Annotated in this window: 20 protein-coding genes and 1 tRNA gene; 16 read left to right on the forward strand and 5 right to left on the reverse strand. The window is 63.0% G+C overall.

Going from position 1 to position 22,298, the window contains the following annotated elements:
* The first annotated feature begins 118 nt into the window (after window positions 1–118).
* The 14 genes from ppdK (at window position 119) to CU669_RS13455 (ending at window position 13,333) form a co-directional block, all read left to right on the forward strand.
* Window positions 119–2,803, forward strand: coding sequence for a pyruvate, phosphate dikinase (gene ppdK, locus CU669_RS13390; RefSeq protein WP_112145506.1), 2,685 nt, complete (start codon window positions 119–121; stop codon window positions 2,801–2,803).
* 133 nt (window positions 2,804–2,936) lie between these two features.
* Window positions 2,937–3,347: a response regulator gene (locus CU669_RS13395; protein WP_112145508.1), complete on the forward strand. Its 411-nt coding sequence runs from the start codon at window positions 2,937–2,939 to the stop codon at window positions 3,345–3,347.
* Window positions 3,348–3,431: 84 nt separating this feature from the next.
* Entirely contained in the window at window positions 3,432–3,806 is a 375-nt protein-coding gene (locus tag CU669_RS13400; protein WP_112145510.1) for a COG4315 family predicted lipoprotein, read from the forward strand.
* An 18-nt stretch (window positions 3,807–3,824) separates the two neighbouring features.
* Window positions 3,825–4,322 carry a sigma-70 family RNA polymerase sigma factor gene (locus CU669_RS13405; RefSeq protein ID WP_239988716.1) on the forward strand — a complete coding sequence of 166 codons (498 nt, stop codon included), beginning with the start codon at window positions 3,825–3,827 and terminating at the stop codon, window positions 4,320–4,322.
* 10 nt (window positions 4,323–4,332) lie between these two features.
* Window positions 4,333–5,097 (forward strand): anti-sigma factor family protein, encoded by a 765-nt coding sequence (locus CU669_RS13410; RefSeq protein ID WP_112145514.1) that lies wholly within the window; start codon window positions 4,333–4,335, stop codon window positions 5,095–5,097.
* A 316-nt stretch (window positions 5,098–5,413) separates the two neighbouring features.
* The gene (locus CU669_RS13415; protein WP_112145516.1) at window positions 5,414–7,048 is read left to right on the forward strand and encodes an acyl-CoA synthetase; all 1,635 of its coding nucleotides are present in this window, start codon (window positions 5,414–5,416) and stop codon (window positions 7,046–7,048) included.
* 22 nt (window positions 7,049–7,070) lie between these two features.
* Window positions 7,071–7,826 carry an ABC transporter ATP-binding protein gene (locus tag CU669_RS13420; RefSeq protein WP_112145518.1) on the forward strand — a complete coding sequence of 252 codons (756 nt, stop codon included), beginning with the start codon at window positions 7,071–7,073 and terminating at the stop codon, window positions 7,824–7,826.
* Window positions 7,819–8,529, forward strand: a complete 711-nt coding sequence (locus CU669_RS13425; RefSeq protein WP_112145520.1) for an ABC transporter ATP-binding protein — start codon at window positions 7,819–7,821, stop codon at window positions 8,527–8,529. Before CU669_RS13420 ends, CU669_RS13425 begins: the two co-directional genes overlap by 8 nt.
* A 24-nt stretch (window positions 8,530–8,553) precedes the next feature.
* The gene (locus CU669_RS13430) at window positions 8,554–9,765 is read left to right on the forward strand and encodes an ABC transporter substrate-binding protein (RefSeq protein ID WP_112145522.1); all 1,212 of its coding nucleotides are present in this window, start codon (window positions 8,554–8,556) and stop codon (window positions 9,763–9,765) included.
* Window positions 9,766–9,823: 58 nt separating this feature from the next.
* A complete protein-coding gene (locus CU669_RS13435) occupies window positions 9,824–10,711 on the forward strand; it encodes a branched-chain amino acid ABC transporter permease (protein WP_112145524.1) in 888 nt (295 codons plus the stop codon).
* Window positions 10,712–10,715: 4 nt separating this feature from the next.
* Window positions 10,716–11,684: a branched-chain amino acid ABC transporter permease gene (locus tag CU669_RS13440; RefSeq protein ID WP_112145526.1), complete on the forward strand. Its 969-nt coding sequence runs from the start codon at window positions 10,716–10,718 to the stop codon at window positions 11,682–11,684.
* Window positions 11,685–11,800: 116 nt separating this feature from the next.
* On the forward strand, window positions 11,801–12,148 hold the full coding sequence (locus CU669_RS13445) for a phasin family protein (RefSeq protein WP_161539664.1): 348 nt from the start codon (window positions 11,801–11,803) through the stop codon (window positions 12,146–12,148).
* Window positions 12,149–12,494: 346 nt separating this feature from the next.
* Window positions 12,495–12,854, forward strand: coding sequence for a hypothetical protein (locus CU669_RS13450; protein WP_112145530.1), 360 nt, complete (start codon window positions 12,495–12,497; stop codon window positions 12,852–12,854).
* On the forward strand, window positions 12,851–13,333 hold the full coding sequence (locus tag CU669_RS13455; RefSeq protein ID WP_112145532.1) for a hypothetical protein: 483 nt from the start codon (window positions 12,851–12,853) through the stop codon (window positions 13,331–13,333). The genes CU669_RS13450 and CU669_RS13455 overlap by 4 nt, the downstream gene beginning before the upstream one ends.
* A gap of 211 nt (window positions 13,334–13,544) precedes the next feature.
* On the opposite strand, the gene CU669_RS13460 is transcribed toward CU669_RS13455, so the two are convergent.
* Window positions 13,545–13,620: transfer RNA gene (locus CU669_RS13460), tRNA-Lys, on the reverse strand.
* A gap of 177 nt (window positions 13,621–13,797) precedes the next feature.
* On the opposite strand from CU669_RS13460, the gene CU669_RS13465 reads away from it, so the two are divergent.
* On the forward strand, window positions 13,798–15,156 hold the full coding sequence (locus CU669_RS13465) for a TrpB-like pyridoxal phosphate-dependent enzyme (protein ID WP_112145534.1): 1,359 nt from the start codon (window positions 13,798–13,800) through the stop codon (window positions 15,154–15,156).
* A gap of 290 nt (window positions 15,157–15,446) precedes the next feature.
* Here CU669_RS13465 and CU669_RS13470 read toward each other — a convergent pair whose 3' ends face one another.
* The 3 genes from CU669_RS13470 to CU669_RS13480 all read right to left on the reverse strand — a co-directional run bounded on the left by CU669_RS13470 (window position 15,447) and on the right by CU669_RS13480 (window position 18,319).
* Window positions 15,447–16,340, reverse strand: coding sequence for a phosphoribulokinase (locus tag CU669_RS13470; protein WP_112145536.1), 894 nt, complete (start codon window positions 16,338–16,340; stop codon window positions 15,447–15,449).
* 27 nt (window positions 16,341–16,367) lie between these two features.
* Window positions 16,368–17,744, reverse strand: coding sequence for a ribulose-bisphosphate carboxylase (locus tag CU669_RS13475; protein ID WP_112145538.1), 1,377 nt, complete (start codon window positions 17,742–17,744; stop codon window positions 16,368–16,370).
* A gap of 149 nt (window positions 17,745–17,893) precedes the next feature.
* Window positions 17,894–18,319 (reverse strand): deoxycytidylate deaminase, encoded by a 426-nt coding sequence (locus CU669_RS13480; RefSeq protein WP_112145540.1) that lies wholly within the window; start codon window positions 18,317–18,319, stop codon window positions 17,894–17,896.
* 188 nt (window positions 18,320–18,507) lie between these two features.
* Here CU669_RS13480 and CU669_RS13485 point away from each other — a divergent pair, with 188 nt between their 5' ends.
* Complete coding sequence (locus tag CU669_RS13485) at window positions 18,508–20,748, forward strand: ABC transporter substrate-binding protein (RefSeq protein WP_161539665.1); 2,241 nt, start codon at window positions 18,508–18,510, stop codon at window positions 20,746–20,748.
* Between the two features lie 138 nt (window positions 20,749–20,886).
* Here the strand turns inward: CU669_RS13485 and hemN are convergent, their stop codons facing one another.
* Window positions 20,887–22,239 (reverse strand): oxygen-independent coproporphyrinogen III oxidase, encoded by a 1,353-nt coding sequence (gene hemN, locus CU669_RS13490; protein ID WP_112145544.1) that lies wholly within the window; start codon window positions 22,237–22,239, stop codon window positions 20,887–20,889.
* Window positions 22,240–22,298 lie beyond the last annotated feature (59 nt).

Genomic DNA, 22,298 nt, shown 5'->3' on the forward strand with positions numbered 1-22,298 from the left:
GGGGTGACGAGAGAGAAAAAGGCCGGGGAGCGACACTCGGCCAGACTAGGCATCGGGCCTGGGAAAGAGCATTATTCTTATACTCCGGTGAACTCCTTTTTTGGGTGCGAGGACGACCATGGAAAAGTGGGTCTATAGCTTCGGTGGTGGCAAGGCTGAGGGCCGGGCCGATATGAAGAATCTGTTGGGCGGCAAGGGTGCCAATCTGGCGGAGATGAGTGCCTTGGGCATTCCGGTGCCGCCCGGCTTCACCATCTCCACCGAGGTCTGCACCTACTACTACGCCAATGGCGAATCCTATCCCCCGACGCTCAAGGACGAGGTGATGACGGCGCTGGGGCAGGTGGAGGAGATCATCGGCCTGAAATTCGGCGACGTCGCCAATCCGCTGCTGGTCTCGGTGCGTTCGGGCGCCCGGGCCTCCATGCCCGGCATGATGGACACCATCCTCAATCTGGGTCTCAACGACAAGTCGGTGGAAGGCCTCGCCAAGCGGTCGGGCGACGCCCGCTTCGCCTATGACAGCTATCGCCGCTTCATTCAGATGTATTCCAACGTCGTCCTCGGCGTCGATCACCACAATTTCGAGGAAGTGCTCGAAGAGGTGAAGGAGGACAAGGGCTATCGCCTGGATACCGACCTGTCCGCCGACGACTGGAAGAAGGTGGTCGCCAAGTACAAGGACAAGGTCAAGGAACAGATCGGCAAGCCCTTCCCCCAGGACGTCCACGACCAGTTGTGGGGCGCCGTCGGCGCGGTGTTCGGCTCCTGGATGAACCAGCGCGCCATCACCTATCGCCGCCTGCACGAGATCCCGGAAGCCTGGGGCACCGCCGTCAACATCCAGTCCATGGTGTTCGGCAATATGGGCGAGGACTGCTCCACCGGCGTCTGCTTCACCCGCAATCCGTCCAATGGCGATAACGAGTTCTACGGCGAATTCCTGGTCAATGCCCAGGGCGAGGATGTGGTGGCGGGCATCCGCACGCCGCAGCAACTGACCATTTCCGGCAAGCAGGCGCAAAGCTCGGACCTGCCCGCCATGGAAGAGTGCATGCCCGAGGTGTTCAAGCAGTTGAACGCGGTGCGCCACAAGCTGGAGGCCCATTACAAGGACATGCAGGACATGGAGTTCACGGTTCAGCAGAACCGCCTGTGGATGCTCCAGACCCGCACCGGCAAGCGCACCACCAAGGCGGCATTGAAGATCGCCGTCGACATGGCGCGCGAAGGCGTCATCACCCGCAAGGACGCCATCAAGCGCATCGATCCCGCCTCGCTGGACCAGTTGCTGCATCCGACCCTCGATCCCAAGGCGCCGCGCAAGCTGCTGGCCCGTGGCTTGCCCGCCTCGCCGGGCGCCGCCTCGGGCAAGATCGTGTTCTCCGCCGACGAGGCCGAGGACTGGGTCGTCAATAAGAAGGAAAAGGTGATCCTGGTCCGGGTCGAGACCAGCCCCGAGGATATCGGCGGCATGCATGTCTCGGAAGGCATCCTGACCACCCGTGGCGGCATGACCAGCCACGCCGCCGTGGTGGCGCGCGGCATGGGCACGCCCTGCGTCGCCGGTTGCGGCGAGATCCGCGTCGATTACGCCGCCAAGACCATGAAGGTGATGGGGCAGATCGTGAAGGAAGGCGACGTCATCACCCTGGACGGTTCCACCGGCGAGGTCTTCCTCGGCGCGGTGCCCACCATCCAGCCGGAGATGACCGGCGATTTCGGCACCCTGATGGAATGGGTGGACACCATCCGCACGTTGAAGGTCCGCGCCAATGCCGAGACTCCGCTGGACGCCGCCACGGCGCGCAAGTTCGGGGCGGAAGGTATCGGCCTGTGCCGCACCGAGCACATGTTCTTCGACCCCAAGCGCATCATCGCCATGCGCGAGATGATCCTGGCCGAGAACGAGACGGGACGCCGCGCCGCCCTGGCCAAGCTGCTGCCCTACCAGCGCCAGGACTTCATCGACCTGTTCGAGATCATGCAGGGCATGCCGGTGACCATCCGCCTTTTGGACCCGCCGCTGCACGAATTCCTGCCCCAGACCGAGGAGGACATCGCCGAGGTCGCCAAGGCGGCCGGGGTCGAGCCTTCGGTGGTCACGGCCCGCAGCGCCGCCCTGCACGAGACCAATCCCATGCTGGGCCATCGCGGTTGCCGTCTCGGCATCACCTATCCCGAGATCTATGAGATGCAGGCCCGCGCCATCTTCGAGGCGGCGGTGACCGTCTCGCACGAGACCGGGCGCTCGGTGGTGCCCGAGATCATGATCCCGCTGGTCGGCGCCAGGAAGGAACTGGACCTGATGAAGGCCGCCGTCGACAAGGAAGCGGCCGAGGTCTTCGCCGAGAAGGGCCATTCGGTGCCCTATATGGTCGGCACCATGATCGAATTGCCGCGCGCCGCGTTGCTGGCGGGCGAGATCGCCGAGACGGCCGCCTTCTTCTCGTTCGGCACCAACGACCTGACCCAGACCACCTTCGGCATGAGCCGCGACGATTCCGGCCCCTTCATCGAGGTCTATCGCCAGAAGGGCATCTACGAGCATGATCCCTTCGCCAGCCTGGATCAGGCGGGCGTCGGCGAGTTGATCAAGATCGCCGCCGAGCGCGGCCGCGCCGCCCGGGCCGGTCTCAAACTGGGCATCTGCGGCGAGCATGGCGGCGATCCCGCCTCCATCGGATTTTGCCAGACCGCCGGACTGGACTATGTCTCGTGCTCGCCCTACCGGGTGCCCATCGCCCGGCTGGCCGCCGCCCAGGCGGCGCTCGGGTCGGGCGGTTCGTCGGGAACGGCGTGACGCAACGGTGAAAAGGAGGCTTTGGCCTCCTTTTCTTTTCCCGCCCCCCTTGAGCGACGCGGAAGAAAGTGGCATCTGTTATGGGGCGATACGGACGAAAGTTTGTGTCGTCGTTTTTCAGGGGACCGTACTCATGACCAGCCCGTTCGATGACAGCTTTATCGCCTGGATGTCGGAAAAGACCTTCCTGGTGGTCGAGGACATGGCCTCGTCGCGCATGCTGGAATCCAGTCTGCTGCGGGGGTTGGGTGCCAAGAAGGTCGTCGCGGCGGTGGATGGGGCTGACGCCCTGGCCAAGCTCGACGGCGGTGCCGCGCGGCCCGATATCATTATCTGCGACTGGGTGATGCCCGGCATCGATGGCATGGGCGTGCTCGACGCCGCCAAGAAGCGCCTGCCGGGGGTGAAGGTGATCATGGTGACCGCCAAGACCGACCTTGAGGATGTCAAGACCGCCCATAGCCACGGCGCCGACGGCTACGTGGCAAAGCCGTTCACCCGCGACACCCTGGTCTCGGCGCTGAAGAAAATTCAAGGCGGCTGATTTTATTTTTCGGCTCGGGGAATAAACCGTGCCGCGTTGCTGTTGTCTCCATATGGCCGCTTATCGCCATGCATGGAGGAACCAATGAACATTCGCTCTTTCGCCATTGCCGCCGCCGCCCTTTTGGCCGCATCCGCCGCCGTCGCCGCGCCCGCCATGACCGGGCAGTCCGCCAAGGGGCCGGTGCTCACCGATGCCAAGGGCATGACCCTTTACACCTTCGACAAGGACGCGGGCGGCATGTCCAATTGCGTCGATGCCTGCGCCCAGAATTGGCCGCCGCTGATGGCCGCCTCGGGGGCCATGGCGGAAGGCGACTACAGCGTGATCAAGCGGGCCGATGGCTCCATGCAATGGGCCTATAAGGGCAAGCCGCTCTATCTGTGGAGCAAGGATTCCAAGCCCGGCGATACCACCGGCGACGGCTTCAAGGACATCTGGCATGTCGCCAAGCCGTAATCTTCGCCCATGAGTACGGTGGAGAGCCAGATAGAGGAGCTGATTCCGGCGTTGCGGCGCTATGCCCGGGCCTTGACCGGGAATATCAGCGTCGCCGACGACCTGGTTCAGGATTGCCTGGAGCGCTCGCTGTCGCGTCTCGCCCTGTGGCGGCGCGGCAGCGACCTGCGGGCTTGGCTCTTCACCATCATGCGCAATATCCGGGTCAATGACCTGACCCGACAGCGGACGCGGCCCGACATGACCGCCTCCGACGAGGATTTGGACCGACAATCCGCCGCGCCGACCCAGGGTGATCGCATGGTGGTGCGCGACCTCGCCTCGGCCTTGGAGCAACTGGTGCCGGAACAGCGCGAGGTGGTGCTTCTGGTCGGGCTGGAAGGTATGAGTTATGCCGAGGTCGCCGAGGTCACGGGTGTTCCGCTGGGAACGGTGATGTCGCGGCTGAAACGGGGTCGTGACCGGTTGAGTCACCTGATGAACGGCTCGGAGCCCGCCATCAGGCGTGTGAAATGACGAGGACGAGATGAACGGGCGCGTGAGCGAGGACGATCTGCATGCCTATCTGGACGGCCAATTGGAGCCGGAGCGGGTCGCCGCCGTGGAGGCTTGGTTGGCCTCCGACCCCATCGATGCCGAGCGGGTTCGTCAATGGGCCGAGCAGAAAGACGGCCTGCATCGGCTGTTCGACCGGGTGCTCGACGAGCCGGTTCCACCCCGTCTGACCATCGCCGCCATCACCGCCCGCCGGAGATGGGCAGGGCGGTCTTTGCCGCGGCTGGCGGCCGCCTTGGCGCTGGTGATGCTGGGCGCTGTCGGCGGTTGGTGGCTGCGCGACGAGCAGGGGCTTGCGGGGACCGGCGGCGCGGTGGCCATGGTGGGCGACGCCTTGTCGGCGCATGTGGTCTTCGCCTCGGAAGTCCGCCATCCGGTCGAAGTTGCGGTGTCCGAGCGGGCCCATCTGGTGGGTTGGCTGTCCAAGCGTCTGGGCGCCGAATTGAAGGTTCCCGACCTTTCTCCCTCCGGCTACGCGCTGATTGGTGGGCGTCTGCTGCCCGCCAGCACGGGACCGGCGGCGCAGTTCATGTATGAGAGCAAGACCGGCCTGCGGCTGACCCTTTATCTGCGGCGCGGCGACGGCGGTGCCACCGCCTTCCGCTTCGCCAACCAGAACGGCGTCGAGGCCTTTTACTGGATGGACGGGCCTTTTGGGTATGCCATCGTGGCCGACTTGCCGCGAGATCAGCTGATGCCGCTCGCGAAGGCGGTCTATCTCCAACTGGAAAAGTGACGCAGAGTTGGCGGTATCGCCGCCAACTTGTCTTTATCCGTAACAAGAATGCGCTGGCCCCAAGGCGGCGGAGGCCCCAACATTGCCTTGCAACGGGGGCGGGGCGATGACAGGATTTGTTGTCCCAGTCTTCGAAGAAACGGATCAACCGTTCGAACCGATTGATTGGGCGGGGGATGGGCCTTGAGGGGCGCATCGGAAGGCAGGGGGGTGCAATTCATCCGAATTGACCAATATTGGTTCGTAAGCGTTCAGCGCGTTCTGCTCGAAGAATGGCCGCCAGCAGCGATGCTGGCCGCCGCCAGGGAGGTTTTCGATGTCCGTGACTGCCGATAGCCCGTATTTGCACGATCTTGATCGCAACGACGCCAATTTCGTTCCGCTGACTCCGTCCAGCCTTATCAAGCGCGCCGCCCGGATTTTCCCTGACTATCCTTCCGTCATTCACGGCGACGTGAAATTCACTTGGGGCCAGACCTATACGCGCTGCCGCCGTCTTGCCTCGGCGCTGACCAAGCGCGGCATCGGCCTCAATGATTCGGTCTCGGTGATCGCTTCGAACATTCCGGCCATGTATGAATGCCATTTCGGCGTGCCCATGATCGGCGCCGTGCTCAACACCATCAATATCCGCCTGGACGCCGCCGCCGTGGCCTTCATCCTGGATCACGCCGAAGCCAAGTTCCTGCTGGTGTCGGGCGACTTCCTCGAACTGGCCAGGCAGTCGCTTGCCCTGTCCAAGGTCCAGCCGCCCATGATCGTCATCGACGAGGAAGGCTGCGATCCCAATTCCGCATACGAACGCTTCCTGGCCGAGGGCGATCCCGAATTCGAATGGAAGCCGCCGGCCGACGAGTGGCAGGCCATCTCGCTGTCTTATACCTCGGGCACCACCGGCAATCCCAAGGGCGTGGTGACGCATCATCGCGGCGCCTATCTCAACGCCCTGTGCAACGCCCTGCAATGGGACATGGGGCCGCATCCGCGCTATCTGTGGACGCTGCCCATGTTCCACTGCAACGGCTGGTGCTTCCCCTGGACGCTGGCCGCCGTGGCGGGCGTCAGCATCTGCTTGCGCCGGGTTTCCGCGAAAGGCATCTACGACGCCATCGCCGATCACGGGGCCAACCATCTGTGCGCCGCGCCGACGGTGCTGACCTTCATCATCAACGCCAAGAAGGACGAAGTGCGCGACAAGCCGCATCTGGTCAAGGTGATGACCGCCGGTGCCGCGCCGCCCGCCGCCATCATCGCCGCCATGACGGAAAAGGGCTTCGCCATCGAGCACGTCTACGGCCTGACCGAGGTTTACGGCCCAGCCGCCAGCTGCGTCTGGAAGGACGAGTGGAACGACCTGCCGCTGACCGAGCGGGCGCGCCTGAAGGCCCGCCAGGGCGTGCCCTATCCGGTGGAAGAGGATGTCCAGGTGCTGGATCCCAACACCATGGAAGCGGTGCCGTGGGACGGCGAGACCATGGGCGAGATCATGTTCCGCGGCAATGTGGTGATGAAGGGCTACTTCAAGAACCCCGCCGCCACCAAGGAAGCCTTCGCGGGTGGCTGGTTCCACAGCGGCGATCTCGGCGTCATGCATCCCGACGGCTATATCCAGCTCAAGGACCGCTCCAAGGACATCATCATTTCCGGCGGCGAGAACATCTCGTCGGTGGAGGTGGAAGAGGTGCTCTACCGCCATCCCGCCGTTCTGGAAGCCGCCGTGGTGTCGCGGCCCGACGAGAAATGGGGCGAGACGCCCTGCGCCTTCGTCACGGTACGCGACGGCGTCACGGTGACCGAACAGGACATCATCGCGTTCTGCCACGAGCATCTGGCCAAGTTCAAATGCCCACGGACGGTGGTGTTCACCTCCCTGCCCAAGACCTCGACCGGCAAGATCCAGAAGTTCCAGCTTCGGAAGGCCGCCGAGGAAATGAATCAGCGCAAGGGTTAGCAAAGCCAGGGGGCAAGCGCGTATGAGCGGCGACAACATCATCGAGACCAAGGGACTGACGAAGGAGTTCAAGGGCTTCATCGCCGTCTCCGACGTGGATTTGAAGGTCAAGCGGCATACCATTCACGCCCTGATCGGCCCCAATGGGGCGGGCAAGACCACCTGCTTCAACCTGTTGACCAAGTTCCTGACTCCCAGTGCCGGTCAGATCCTGTTCAACGGCAAGGACATCACCCAGGCCAAGCCCGCCGCCATTGCCCGCCAGGGCATGGTGCGCTCGTTCCAGATCTCGGCGGTGTTCGGCCATCTGACGGTATTGGAAAATGTCCGGGTCGCCTTGCAGCGGGTGGAGGGAACCTCCTTTCACTTCTGGCGCTCGGACGAATGCCTCAACAGCCTGAATGCCAAGGCGGAAGAACTGATCGAGGCGGTCGGCGTCGCCGAATATCGCGACACCCCGGCGGGCGAGCTGTCCTATGGCCGCAAGCGGGCGCTGGAAATCGCCACCACCCTGGCGCTGGACCCGGAGATGCTGCTGCTGGACGAGCCCATGGCGGGCATGGGCACCGAGGACATCAAGCGCACCGCCGAGCTGATCAAGCGGGTGTCGGCCAACCGCACCATCTTGATGGTGGAGCACAATCTCTCGGTGGTGGCCGATCTGTCGGACACCATCACGGTGCTGAAACTGGGCCGCGTCCTGGCCGAAGGCAGTTACGCCGAGATTTCCAAAAATCCCGAGGTCGTCGAAGCCTATATGGGGTCCGGACATGCCTGAGCCTGAAATCCTGCTGTCGGTCAAGGATCTGCACGCCCATTACGGCGAGTCCCATGTGCTGCACGGCATGAACTTCGACGTTCCCAAGGGGCAGGTGGTGACCCTGCTGGGCCGCAACGGCGTCGGCAAGACCACCACCATGCGCTCCATCATGGGCATCGTCGGCAAGCGGGCGGGCTCCATCCGCTACAATGGCGCCGAGACCATCGGGCTGGCCTCCAACAAGATCGCCCGGCTCGGCGTCGCCTATTGCCCGGAGGAACGCGGCATCTTCTCGTCGCTGTCGGTGCGCGAAAACATGGTGCTGCCGCCGGTCATCAAGCCGGGCGGCATGCCGCTGGAAGAGGTCTATCAATTGTTTCCCCGCCTGCTGGAACGCGCCAACAGCCAGGGAACCAAACTGTCGGGCGGCGAGCAGCAGATGCTGGCCATCGCCCGCATCCTGCGGACCGGCGCCGAAATGCTGCTGCTGGACGAGCCCACCGAGGGCCTGGCCCCGGTCATCGTCCAGCATATCGGCGACATCATCAGGGAATTGAGGAAGAGGGGCTTCACCATCTTGCTGGTGGAGCAGAATTTCCATTTCGCGGCCACCGTCGCCGACCGTCACTACGTGGTCGAACACGGGCAGGTGATCGACATGATCCCCAACGAAGAATTGGCCTCGAACATGGACAAGTTGAAATCCTATCTCGGCGTATGAAACACACTTGGGAGGACTAGGCAGATGATTATGAAACGGTTGCTGCTCAGTGCCGCGGCGCTGGCGCTTTCCACCGGACTGGCCCATGCCCAGTTCACCGACGGCAAGGTCAAGATCGGCGTGCTGACCGATCTGTCGGGCACCTATTCCGATCTGGCGGGCCAGGGCGCCATCGTCGCCGCCCAAATGGCCATCGAGGATTTCGGCGGCAAGATCAACGGCCAGCCCATCGAGCTGATCTCCGCCGATCACCAGAACAAGGCCGACATCGCGTCCGGCATCGCCCGCAAGTGGTATGAGAACGAAGGCGTCGACGCCATCGCCGAACTGGTGACCACCGCGGCCGCCGTGGCGGTGCGCGAGGTCGCCCGAGAGAAGGGCAAGATCGACCTCAATTCCGGCGCGGCCTCCACGCCGCTGACCAACGACAAATGCTCGCCCACCGGCTTCCACTGGACCTATGACACCTACGCCATGGCCGTCGGCACCGGCGACGCGGTGGTGAAAAGCGGTGGCAAGACCTGGTTCTTCCTGACCGCCGACTACGCCTTCGGCCACAACCTTCAGGCCCAGACCGAGCGGGTGGTGCTGGCCAATGGCGGCACCGTCAAGGGCTCGGTGAAGCATCCCTTCCCGAACGCCGACTTCTCGTCCTTCCTGCTGCAGGCCCAGGCCTCGGGGGCTCAGATCATCGGTCTGGCCAATGCGGGCGCCGACACCATCAACGCCATCAAGCAGGCCAAGGAATTCGGCATCGTCGCAGGCGGCCAGAAGCTGGCCGGTCTGCTGGTCTTCATCACCGATGTCAACTCGCTGGGCCTCGACATCGCCCAGGGCATGGTGCTGACCACCGGCTTTTACTGGGACATGGATGACGGCACCCGCGCCTTCTCCAAGCGCTTCGCCGAGCGCATGAAGGGCAAGATGCCCTCCATGGTGCAGGCGGGCGTTTATTCCCAGGTCACCCACTACCTGAAGGCCGCCGCCGCCGCCAAGACCGACGAAGGCATCAAGGTCGCCGACAAGATGCGTGAACTGCCCATTCAGGATTTCTTCGCCAAGAACGGCAAGATCCGCGCCGACGGCCGTATGGTCCACGACATGTATCTGGCCCAGGTCAAGGCGCCGTCCGAGTCCAAGGGGCCTTGGGATTACTACAAGGTCTTGCGCACCATTCCGGGCGACGAGGCGTTCCAGCCTCTGTCCATGAGCACCTGCCCGCTGGTGAAGAAGTAAGGGGACGGAGGGGACGCCGGACACTCCGGCGTCCCGCCGCTCAAAGGGATACGAAGACATGATGACCATTTTCGGCATACCGACCCAAGCCCTGTTCGGGCAATTGCTGCTGGGCCTCATCAACGGCGCCTTCTACGCCATGCTGAGCCTGGGACTGGCGCTGATCTTCGGCCTTCTCAACATCATCAATTTCAGCCACGGCGCCCTTTACATGATGGGCGCCTTCGTGGCCTGGCTGTTTCTCAACCTGCTGGGGGTGGGCTACTGGTGGTCGCTGCTGCTGGCGCCCATCGTGGTCGCCGCGTTCGGTATCCTGATCGAGCGCACCATGTTGAGCCGCCTCTACAAGCTGGACCACCTTTACGGATTGCTGCTGACCTTCGGCCTGGCCCTGATCATCGAAGGGGCGTTCCGTCAGCTCTACGGCATTTCCGGCATGCCCTACGCGGTGCCCCCCGAACTGGCGGGCGGCTGGAATCTCGGATTCATGTATCTGCCCATCTATCGCGGCTGGGTGGTGGTGGCCTCGCTGATTCTGTGCCTGGGCTCGTGGCTGCTGATCGAAAAGACCAAGCTCGGCGCCTATCTGCGCGCCGGGACCGAGAACGCCACCCTGGTACAGGCCTTCGGCATCAACGTGCCCATGATGGTGACCCTGACCTATGGTTTCGGCGTCGCCCTGGCCGCCATCGCCGGTGTGCTGGCGGCGCCCATCTATTCGGTCAATCCGCTGATGGGATCCAACCTGATCATCGTGGTCTTCGCGGTGGTGGTGATCGGCGGCATGGGCTCCATCCTGGGCGCCATCATCACCGGCTTCATGCTGGGGCTGGTGGAGGGCCTGACCAAGGTGTTCTACCCGGAAGCCGCCAGCACCGTGATCTTCGTGGTGATGTCCATCGTGCTGATGATCAAGCCGGCCGGCCTGTTCGGAAAGGGAAACTGACGCCATGACCTCGGCAAACCCCGCCATCGCCCAATCCGGCGGCCTGACGCCCCAGCGCATCCTGGTGTTCGGCCTGCTGGCGCTGGGCCTGATCGCCCCGTTCGGCGTCTATCCCATCTTCCTGATGAAGGGCTTCTGCTTCGCCCTGTTCGCCGCCGCCTTCAACCTGCTGCTGGGCTATGTGGGGCTGCTGTCCTTCGGCCACGCCATGTTCTTCGGCTTTTCCGCCTATGTGACCGCCCATGCCGCCAAGGAATGGGGGCTGACGCCGGAAATCGCCATCCTGCTGGGCGTCGCCACGGCAACGGTGCTGGGCGCGGTCACCGGTTGGCTGGCCATCCGCCGCTCGGGCATTTATTTCGCCATGGTGACCCTGGCCTTTTCGCAGATGATGTATTTCGTCGCGGTCCAGGCCCCCTTCACCCATGGCGAGGACGGCATCCAGGGCGTGCCGCGCGGCCATCTGCTGGGCTTGATCGACCTTAACGACACCCTGACCATGTATTACTTCGTCTTCGCGGTGCTGGTGGCGTCGCTGCTGTTCCTCCACCGCATCGTCAATTCGCCGTTCGGCCAGGTGCTGAAAGCCATCCGCGACAACGAGCCGCGCGCCATCAGCCTGGGCTACGAGGTGGATCGTTACAAGCTGCTGGCCTTCACCCTGTCGGCGGCGCTGGCCGGGCTGGCGGGGTCGGTCAAGTCGTTGGTGTTCCAGCTTGCCTCGCTCACCGACGTGCACTGGCATGCCTCGGGCGAGGTGGTGCTGATGACCCTGCTGGGCGGGGTGGGAACGGTGTTCGGCCCCAGCGCCGGAGCCTTCCTGGTGGTCGCCATCCAGGATTACTTCTCGGGCATCGGGTCGTGGGTGACCATCATCCAGGGCGCCATCTTCGTGGTCTGCGTGCTGCTGTTCCGCAGCGGCATCGTCGGCGTCATGGCGCCCATGCTGAAGCGGCGGGGGATTCAGGCCTAGTCAAATATTTTGCTGCGGTGCAACATTGGGCTTGCGTTCTCGGGTGAGGGGCGTATAACAGCATCATGTTGCAGCGCAGCAAAATGCTGTGGAACCCAAACCAAAGGACGTCCGCTATGTCGACCGCCGCTTTCGAACAGATCACCGCCGCCACCAAGGCCAATGCCGAAGCCCTGACCCAGAGCGGCAACGCCGCCATCGCCGGTTTCCAGGAGCTGGCCAAGGCCTATCAGGCTCTGGCCACCAAGAACGCCGAGAAGCTGACCTCCTCCATCCAGGCGCTGGCCACCGTGAAGTCGCCGGAAGAGTTCGTCTCCCTGCAGCAGAAGCTGGTCAAGGAAGCCGTCGACGCCGCCGTCGCCGACAGCACCAAGATCGCCGAGCTGACCACCTCGGTTTTCAACGCCGCTTTCGAGCCGGTGAAGAAGCAGGTCGAGGCCGTGCAGAAGTCCGTGAAGAAGTAATCAGGCACCCCGCCCCGCAAGGGGCGCCGCCAAGATTGAAGCCGCATCCCGCCGGGATGCGGCTTTTTTCATGTCCGGCGTTGGGAGGCCGGGGCGATCAAGCGGAACTTCGAATTGAGTGCCGTGGCATGGTAACTCAACGCTGGATGAAGGGGCACTGGAGGCCGCCATCCAGGCCATCGAGGAATTCATCACGGAGCGTGATCTACACCCGACGTCGCCCCAAAAGGCAGCATTAGTTGCAGCCCTATACTCATTATATATCGATCAGGAGAGTAAAGAGGTTGTGGCAACGCCTGGATACGTTGCACAGTTGTTCCGTCTTGTCTCAAGGGGGCGGTGACGGATGGACGGCAAGGATCAGAAAGCGAAAATCAGCCATATGCGCCGTATTCTTGCCGAAGTGGCCGGATTGAATGACAACAGGCCATCCAGGACGGTGATTCGTCTACAGAAGGCAGCGCCGTCATTTTATCCGAATCGGGCGGCAGCCAATACCATCACCGACCTCCGCTCCGCCCTGGATCTGGAGCTGAAGGATCTGTCGGAGGCCGACCGCATCAGTTTCTGGATGCGAGTGCAGGAGGTCTACCCCGGGTGCGGCGTCGATTTTCTCGACGTGGAGCAGCTGCGGGCCGTGCTGGCCAGGCTGGACCGCTTCACGAGGTCGGAGCCGTGCGTTCATATCCGGGAGTTCCGGACATGAACTGGCGTTTCTTGGCGCTGGCCGCCGCCCTGCACCCCTCCTTTGCCCTGGGACAGGACATTTCTCCCCTGCAGGGCGACCTGTCAGCCTTGTGCGGCGCCAAGGCCGTCGTCTCAGGCGAGGGCGCGACGCGCAGCGCTTATGTCGAGTGCCGCAGCCGAATGCAGGGCGTGCACGTCATTGGCCCAGGCGCCGAACCCGTCGCCGTCGAAGCCACGGTCGATCTGAGGCCCAAGAATACCGGTGACAGCCATGTCTTCATGGTCAAGGTCATGCGCAACCTGCTTGACGATAAGGATTGGCCAGAGGGGCAGTGCTTCATTGAAAGCTGCCTGAAAAAGCTCTACGTCCCGGAAGCCAAGGAACGTCGATTCGGCGCCTATTCAATGCGGCTTGAACGGACGTCCGACGTCATGATGACCATGATCATCGCCAAAGGCGCGAAGGCGTATCATCCCGCTCTTGACCCTTGGAAGTGACTTTAAAACCAAGTGTCCAGGAGCCAATTTTTTGCGGTCAATGCAAAACCTACCGCCGCCACCGCTCCACCTCGGAACACTAGGCATCCCGCCACATCCCAATCTATCCCGGATAGTCCCAGTTCCCTTCAGAACCTAGTGTCCCCTTACACCCGGCTTCCCCGCAACGAAACAAGGCCTTAGCGGTTGCCCGCTAAGGCCTTGAAAAACTTGGTGGGTGCACAAGGACTCGAACCTTGGGCCCGCTGATTAAGAGTCAGCTGCTCTACCAACTGAGCTATGCACCCATAAGATCCGCGAGGCGTTGGTACCCCTGGCGGAGGGCGGCTTTATATGTCGATACGGGGCATGGCGCAAGGGGAAAATGCAAAGGCTTTCCAACCGGATCGCGGCCCCTTTGCAAAGGGTCGCGGCGGGGGTAAAACCACGGGCAGAAATACACCCGCGAACAGGGGATCGAGGACATGACCGAGAGCACCAAATACCTGCTGTCCGAGGACCGGCTTCCCAAGGCTTGGTACAATCTCAACGCCGATCTGCCGGTGCCCGCGCCGCCGCCGCTGCATCCCGGCACCGGCCAGCCCATCGGTCCCGATGACCTTGCCCCCATCTTCCCCATGGCGGTCATCGCCCAGGAGGTCAGCAGCGAGCGCTGGGTGGAGATCCCCGAGCCGGTGCGCGAGGTCTATCGTCTGTGGCGGCCGTCGCCGCTGGTCCGCGCCCGCCGCCTGGAAAAGGCGTTGGATACCCCCGCCAGGATCTATTTCAAATACGAGGGCGTCAGCCCGGCGGGCAGCCACAAGCCCAATACCTCGGTGCCCCAGGCCTTCTACAACAAGCAAGAAGGCGTCAAGCGCATCGCCACCGAGACCGGGGCGGGCCAGTGGGGATCGTCCATGGCCTTCGCCGGATCGCTGTTCGGCCTGGAAGTGGAGGTCTTCATGGTCAAGATCTCCTTTGAGCAAAAGCCCTATCGCCGCGCCCTGATGGAGACCTATGGCGCCAAGTGCATCGCCAGCCCGTCGCCGCTGACCCATGCCGGGCGCGCCATCTTGGAGAAGGATCCCAATTCCAACGGCTCGCTGGGCATCGCCATCTCCGAGGCGGTGGAGGTGGCGGCGTCGCGCGACGACACCAAATACGCCCTGGGCAGCGTGCTCAACCATGTCTGCCTGCACCAGACGGTGATCGGCGAGGAAGCCATGCTGCAGATGGAGATGGCAGGCGATACCCCCGACATCGTCATCGCCTGCACCGGCGGCGGCTCCAACTTCGCCGGTCTGGCCTTCCCCTATATCCGCGAGAAGCTGAAGGGCCAGAAGGTCCGCGTCATCGGCGTCGAGCCCGCTTCCTGCCCGACCCTGACCAAGGGCCTCTACGCCTACGACTTCGGCGATACCGGCAAGCTGACCCCGCTGGTCAAGATGCACACCCTGGGCGCCACCTTCATGCCGCCGGGCTCGCATGCCGGAGGGCTTCGCTATCACGGCATGGCCCCCATGGTCAGCCATGTGAAGGAACAGGGGCTGATGGAGGCCCGCGCCTATCACCAGACCGAGTGCTTCGCGGCCGCCGTGCTGTTCGCCCGCGCCGAGGGCATCGTGCCCGCGCCGGAATCCTCGCACGCGATCAAGGCGGCGGTGGACGAGGCTTTGCGCTGCAAGGAAGAGGGCAAGGCCGAGACCATCCTGTTCAATCTGTCGGGCCACGGTCATTTCGACATGCAGGCCTATACCGACTATTTCTCGGGCAAGCTGAAGGACACACTCTACAGTCAGGCCGACCTGGACGCCGCCTTGGCCGAATTGCCCAAGGTGGGGTGAGGAGGGGAGCGGGCGGGACGCCCGCGCTCCAAGCACGTCGGCGCCTGAGGGACATATATGGAGCGACGCGACTGGCGCATTGCGCGCCCGCCGCTCGTGCGGCGAAAGCCAAGAGAGCGGAGCGAACGCCCGGCGCCTGAGGGACATATAGAGGAGCGAAGCGACTAGCCCGTTGAGGGCGCGCGCCCCATGGCGCGAAAGCCAAGCGAACGGAGTGAGCGCCCGGCGACTGAGGGACATAAAAAAAGGGCCGGCGGGAGGGTATCCGCCGGCCCAGTTTGGCTCCTTCGTCAGCCAAGGACGGACCGGCGGTCCTCCATGATCCGGCGAAGGATCGGGGTTAGGATCAATTCCATGGCAAGCCCCATCTTGCCGCCGGGCACCACGATGGTGTTGCGGCGGCTCATCCAGGAATCCTTCAGCATCTGCAGCAGGAAGGGAAAGTCGACCCGGAAGCGGTCGGGTTTGCGAAAGCGGATCACCACCAGGCTTTCATCGGCGGTGGGGATGTCGCGGGCGATGATGGGGTCCGAGGTATCGACGATGGGAACGCGCTGGAAGTTGATGTCGGTCAGCTTGAACTGCGGCACCACGTAGTGAACATAGTCGTGCATGCGGCGCAGGATGGTCTCCATGACCGCTTCCTCGGAATAGCCGCGTTCCGATGTGTCGCGATGGATCTTCTGGATCCACTCCAGATTGATCACCGGCACCACGCCGATCTTGAGGTCGGCATGCTGGGCCACATTGGTGGTCTTGGTGGAGACGCAGCCGTGCAGGCCTTCGTAGAACAGGCAGTCGGTATCCTCGGGGATTTCCTCCCAGGGGGTGAACTCGCCCGACTTGACGCCGAGATGGGCCAGTTCGGCCGCCTCGTCGTCGTTATGGACGTAGAGGCGGCGCCGTCCGCGTCCGGTATCGCCATAGGTTCCGAACAGTTCCTCCAACTCGCCGAACAGATTGGCCTCGGGGCCGAAATGGCTGAAGGTGCGGCTGCCCTTCTTTTCCGCCTCGGCCAGGGCCTTCTTCATGTCCACCCGGTTATAGCGGTGGAAGCTGTCGCCCTCGACGATGGCGGGCTTGATGCCTTCGCGCCGGAACATGTGTTCGAAGGCTTCCTTGACGGTGCTGGTTCCGGCGCCGCTTGAGCCGGTCACCGCGATGATGGGATGTTTTCTCGACATATTGGTGCTCCCCCAGAATCCCTCGACTCAGCCGATGCGCAATTTCTCGCGCCAGCCCGGATAGATGCGGTCGGCATCGGCGGCGAAGGATTCGAACGCCCCCTTCAATTCGGGATGCGACTTGGCGTAATCCACCAGATCGACGCCCTCGATCCAGGCCTGATGGGCCTGACGCAGGCTCATGGCGCCCGCCACGGCGCCGTCCTTGTGGCCGAAGGCGCCGCCACCCGAGGTCTGGATGACGTTGGAATGGCCGAGATTGGTGAAGAAGCCCGGCAGCCGCAGCGCATTCATGCCCCCCGAGATGATGGGCGTGCACGACTTCATGCCGCACCAGTCCTGGGTATAGTACGGCCCCTCGGCCACGTCGCGTTCCAGCATATAGGCCACCATCTTCTCGGTGGGGTCGCCCTCCATCTTGCCATAGCCCATGGTGCCGGTGTGAATGCCGCTGGCGCCGAGCAGCCGGGCCATCTTCATATGCACAAGCACGGTATAGCCGCGCTTGGACTGGTTGGAGGTCACGGCGCCGTGACCGGCGCGGTGATAGTGGAGGAACTGGGCCGGGAAGTTGCGCCGACAGGTGGTCACCGCCGTCGGACCGGCGACATAGCCGTCCACCAGGAAGGCGACGTGGCTGGCGTTCTCGGCGAAGGTCTCCAGGATGTAGTGGCCGCGCGCCAGCATCTCGGCGGGATCGTCGGCGGTGATATTGGCCGAGAACAGCTTGGCCTGTCCGGTCTCGTCCTGAGCCCGCTTCATGGCGTCGGCCACCAGCCGGATGGTCTCCTTCAAGGGCGCGAAGACCTGATTGCCCTGGGGCTCGTCGTTCTTGATGAAATCGCCGCCCAGCCAGAACTGATAGCAGGCGTCGGCGAAGGGTTGAGGGCGCAGGCCCAGCTTCGGCTTGATGATGGTGCCCACCACCATGCCGCCATCGGTCTGGGGGCGGCCCAGGGCGCGCCACATCTCGGCGATATTGGTCGCCGGTCCGTCGAACAGTTGGAGAAATTTGGGCGGCACGTAGAAATCCACCATCTTGGCGTATTCCACGTCGCTCATGCCCTGGTTGTTGCCGATGGTCAGCGTCAGGAAGGACGCGATCATGGCGCGGCCGTCGATGATGTTGCGGTCGAACAGATCCACCGGATAGGCGATCTTCATCAGTTCGCGCTGCTCGTCGATCTCGTAGACCAGGGCATCGACGCCGCGGGTGAAGTCGTCGGTGGTGCAGACCTCAACATTGGTGCCGGTGGAGGATTCGGCGGCGAAGTGGGCGGCGGTTGCCAGATAGGCGTGCCCGCTCTTGGGCTTCATGCGGTAGGCGCACAGCACATGGGTGCCGCCCTCGATCAGGGCCGCTTCCTTGAGGCCGAGATTGGCATAGCGCTTTGATTGATCCATGTCGGATGATCTCCCTGGGTCTTTTTTCGTTGCCCCCACTCTGGCGTCATCGCGAGGGGAGGAGAACACCCATGCGGGGAGTGTGGAAAAATGACATGGGTGGGGAAAAAGCCATCCCTATGGGCGGCGAAAGGGTGGGGGGCTGCGCTTCAGCCTTCTTTTGTCACCGTGACACCGGCTTCGCTGAACATGGTTGCGGCGGTGTCGAACTCCTCGACCGGCATGGAGGTGGTGCCGCTGGCCACCGTGACGGCGGTGACGCCCGCCTGGATCAGCGAACGGGCGCAGCGCGAACAAGGATAGTGGGTGACGAAGACCTGGCATCCCTTGAGGCTGACGCCGACCCGGGCGGCATGGGCCACCAGGTTCTCCTCGGCATGGGAGGTCCAGAGGTATTTGGCGGGGCGTTCCATGCGCTCGGGCCGGTCCTCGACGCCGCGCGGCAGGCCGTTATAGCCGGTGGCGCGGATTTCGCCGTCGGGGCCGACGGCGACGGCGCCCACCTTGGTGGAGGGATCCTTGGACTTGGCCGCCGCGTGCTTGGCGAAGCCCATGAAGTAGTCCTGCCAGTTCATGTCCACCCTCCCGTCTTTGGTCATCCACTCAGGAGCAGAGCACTAGCGACAGCGGCCAGCTTCGTCAATAGGCCAAGGGGGTCGGATTTGGGACGCGGCAGCTGCATGTTTCCTGCATAGCTTTTTTGGGCTATTCCTCATGGAGGCATTGCCTGGCAGGCAGTTAAGAATCCCACGGAGAAATGACGATGCGCCGACTTTTGACCGTACTTCTCGCCCTTCTTGCCGTCCTGTTCACGGCCGAGGCCGAAGCCAAGACGTACAAGGTCGGGGTGTTGGTCCCATTGACCGGCCCATCCGCCGATAAGGGAATTCCGCTCAAGAACGCCGCCGAGCTGTTCGCGGAGCAATTCAATACCGGCGCCGATGCCAGCGGCAATAAGATTGAACTCGTCGTCCGCGATGATTTCGACGATCCGGAAAAAGCAAAGGCCGCCGCCGCCGAATTGGTCAAGGACGAGTCCCTGATCGCCGTGATCGGCCACTACTATCCTGGCGTCGCCCTGGCCACCGGCAAAATCTTCGCCGATGCCAAGATCCCGTTCCTGTCGCCCAATGTCAGCAGCCCGGCGGCCTTTTCCGGCAATAAGTGGATGTTCGCCATGAACATGCCGGACAGCGTTCAAGGCGCTTTCCTGGCCACCTATATCAAGGAAGTCCTCAAGAAGGACAACGTGCTGGTGATCCACAATACCGACCCGTTCGGCACGGCGCTGCGCGATGCCTTTCTCGACAAGGCGGCCCGCCTGGGCCTCAAGGTCTTGAAGACGCAGCCGGTGGAGGTTGGGCCGGTGCAGAAGGGTTGGGTTGCCGCGACCTTGCCCGATGCCGCCGAGAACCAGCGATTCGGCATCGTCGCCGCGCTGACCCACAGCGAGTCCGGCCTGTCCTTCCTGCCCCAACTGCGCGATCATGGCATCAAGGTTCCGGTCATGGCGCCAAACACGTGGTCGAACCCGAAATTCCTCACCGAGGTGGACGAGAAATACACGGCGGATGTCTATCTCGCCTCTGCCTTCCTGTGGGAAATCGCCAATCAGAAGGCCTCCGCCTTCGCCAGTACCTATGCCAAGCGGTTCGGGGGACGGCCCTCGGTCGCCGCCGCCATGTCCTACGATGCGGTCAATCTGGTCAGCAACGCCATCAAGGCGGCGGATTCAAGTGGCGCGACCCGGTCTTCCGTCCGCGATTACATCGCCGGGATCGAGTGGCACGGCTTCGTCGAGGGGGTGACCGGCAATCTGTTCTTCAAGAACGGCCGCGACATGACCGCTGAATACGTCGCCAAATATCTGCGCGAGGCCAAGGGGGTGACGGAACCCCCGCGTCCGCTTGGCGAGACGGCGGTCCAGTCCGCTTATCGGGATGTCTATGTCTCGGTGATGAAGGATGGCCGTTTCAAGACCGCCTCGGTGCAACTGCTGATTCCGCACGAGGAATACGTGCTCAAGGAATTGGCCGAGCGTATCGGCAAGGGGCAGGTCACCCTGGTGGACGGCACGCCCTATCATGTCGTCGATGTGGTCTCGGTCGGCGTCGACGTGATCCGCATCAATGATGTCAGCATCAAGGACATGCAGTGGGATGTGGACGTCTTCATGTGGTTCAAATGGGCCGGCGGCCGCCTTGACGCCAAGGATATCGAGAAGATCGGCGCCATCAACGCGGTCAAGGAGCAATCCTCCCTGTTCAAGGAGGATCTCTCGCATTCGACCAAGTACCGCGCCTATCGCAAGCGTCTGACCCTGACCGCGCCCTACGATCTGTCGAACTTCCCGTTCGATTCGCAGGTCTTGCCGCTCGAGATCGCCCATATCAACAAGAACTCGACCCATGTGATGCTCGTTCCCGACACCCGTCATATGGAAACGGTGCCGGTGAAGGATATCAAGCCGCAGGAGTGGATTTACACGGGCCGGAGCGTGTTTTCGGATCTTTATCGCTACGATTCGACGTTCGGTGATCCCGATTACCGTCTGGGGACGGGCTACAAGAGCCCGGTCTATTTCTCGACGGTCAATCTGGATATCAACATCCATAGAATGTTGAAGCCTTACCTCTTCACCTTCTTCCTGCCCCTGCTCATCATCCTGGGCATCATCCTGATCATTCTGTGGGTTCCGCTCGACCAGTTCGCTCCCCGCATCAATGCCACGATCTCCGGCTTGATCGGTGTGCTGGTCTACCACATGTCCCAGAAGAACTCGTTTCCCAAGGTCGGCTATACCATGGTCGCCGACTATTACTTCCTGGTGGCCTATGCCTTCGTGGTGTCGATGATCTTCGCCATCATCCTCATCCAGACCATGATGTCCAAGGGGAAGAAGGACGAGGCGAAGGTCTGGAACCGCAGACTCAGTCTGGGGGCCATGCTTACTGCGGTGACGATCTACCTCACCATGACGTTTGTTTCGATGTATGGGGCTTAGAGTTTTTCGCACTTAAGCTGAATCGGAAAGTCGAAGAACTCTCAAGCCCGAGCGGCGCTTGAGTCCTGAAAAAGCGAAGCTTTTTCGTTCAGACAGAATCCTGGAGTGCATCAGCTTGAAGCTGATGCACTCTAGCCCCTACACCGCCTTGGAGTGGCGCTGTTCGCCCGCTTTCAGATAACGGTCGAAGGCGGCGCAGACGGCGCGCACCAGGGTGCGGCCGTCATGGGTGACGGTGATGCGGTTGCCGTCGAGGCTGACCATGCCGTCGGCCTGCAAGGGCTTCAGGCTGTCCAGTTCGGCGGCGAAGTCGGCGGGAACGCCGTGGCGGGCGGCCACGGCGTCCAGGTCGATTTCCAGATCGCACATCAGCCGTTCGATGATTTCGCGGCGCAGGCGGTCGTCGTCGCTGATGGCGACACCGCGCGAGGTGGCCAGTCGGCCTTCGGCGATGGTGCGCTGATAGGCGTGGACCTCGCCTTCGTTGACCACATAGCCCTGGGGCAGGGAACCGATCCCCGAGGCGCCGAAGCCGATCAGGGTCGAGGCGGAATCGGTGGTGTAGCCCTGGAAGTTGCGGTGCAGTTTCTTGGCGTTCAGGGCCACGGCCATGGCGTCATCGGGGGCGGCGAAATGGTCGAGCCCGATCTGCACATAGCCATGGGTCTCGGTCAGCAGCTTGCAGCCCTTCTCGTATTGCTGCCAGCGGGTCTCGGTATCGGGCAGGGTCTCGTCGGGGATCAGGCGCATGTGCTTCTTCATCCACGGCACATGGGCATAGCCGAACAGGGCGACCCGTCGCGGCGTGAAGCCGCGAATGGCGGTGTCGATGGTTTCCAGCAGTCCGTCCACCGTCTGATGCGGCAGGCCGTAGACCAGATCGATATTGACCTCGGGCACGCCGTATTGGCGCAGCCAGCCCACCACTCGGTCCGTGACCTCGTAGGGCTGGATGCGGTTGATGGCCTGCTGCACCTTGGGGTCGAGATCCTGCACCCCGATGGAGGCCCGCGTCACCCCTGCTCCGGCCATGGCCTTGACATAGGCCTCGTCGGCGGTGCGGGGGTCCAGTTCCACCGCCACCTCGGCGCCGTCCTTCAGCAGGAAGCGGCTTTTCAGCAGGTCGATGGTGCGCACGAAATCGTCGGATTTCAGGATGGTCGGGCTGCCGCCGCCGAAATGGATGTGGCGCGCCGTCATGCGCCGGGGCAGGGCTTCGGCCACCAGTTCGATCTCGCGCCACAGGGCGTCCATATAGGCGGCGACCGGGCCGTATTTCTTGGTGATCTTGGTATGGCAGCCGCAGAACCAGCACATCTCGGCGCAAAAGGCGATGTGGAGGTAGAGCGACAGTTCCAGATTCGGGTCCATCTCGGCCAGCCAGCCGCCATAGGCCTCGCCGGTCACGCCGGGATGGAAATGCGGCGCGGTGGGGTACGAGGTGTAGCGGGGGACGCGAAGGTCGTATTTGGCCGCGAGATCGGGGCGCATGGGATATATCCTGGTGAAGCCGGGCTGGAACCCTACTCCCGAGTGCGAGCCGTTGGCAA

It is taken from the genome of Paramagnetospirillum kuznetsovii (genome assembly GCF_003284725.1).
In the GTDB taxonomy this organism is placed as follows: Bacteria; Pseudomonadota; Alphaproteobacteria; order Rhodospirillales; family Magnetospirillaceae; genus Phaeospirillum; species Phaeospirillum kuznetsovii.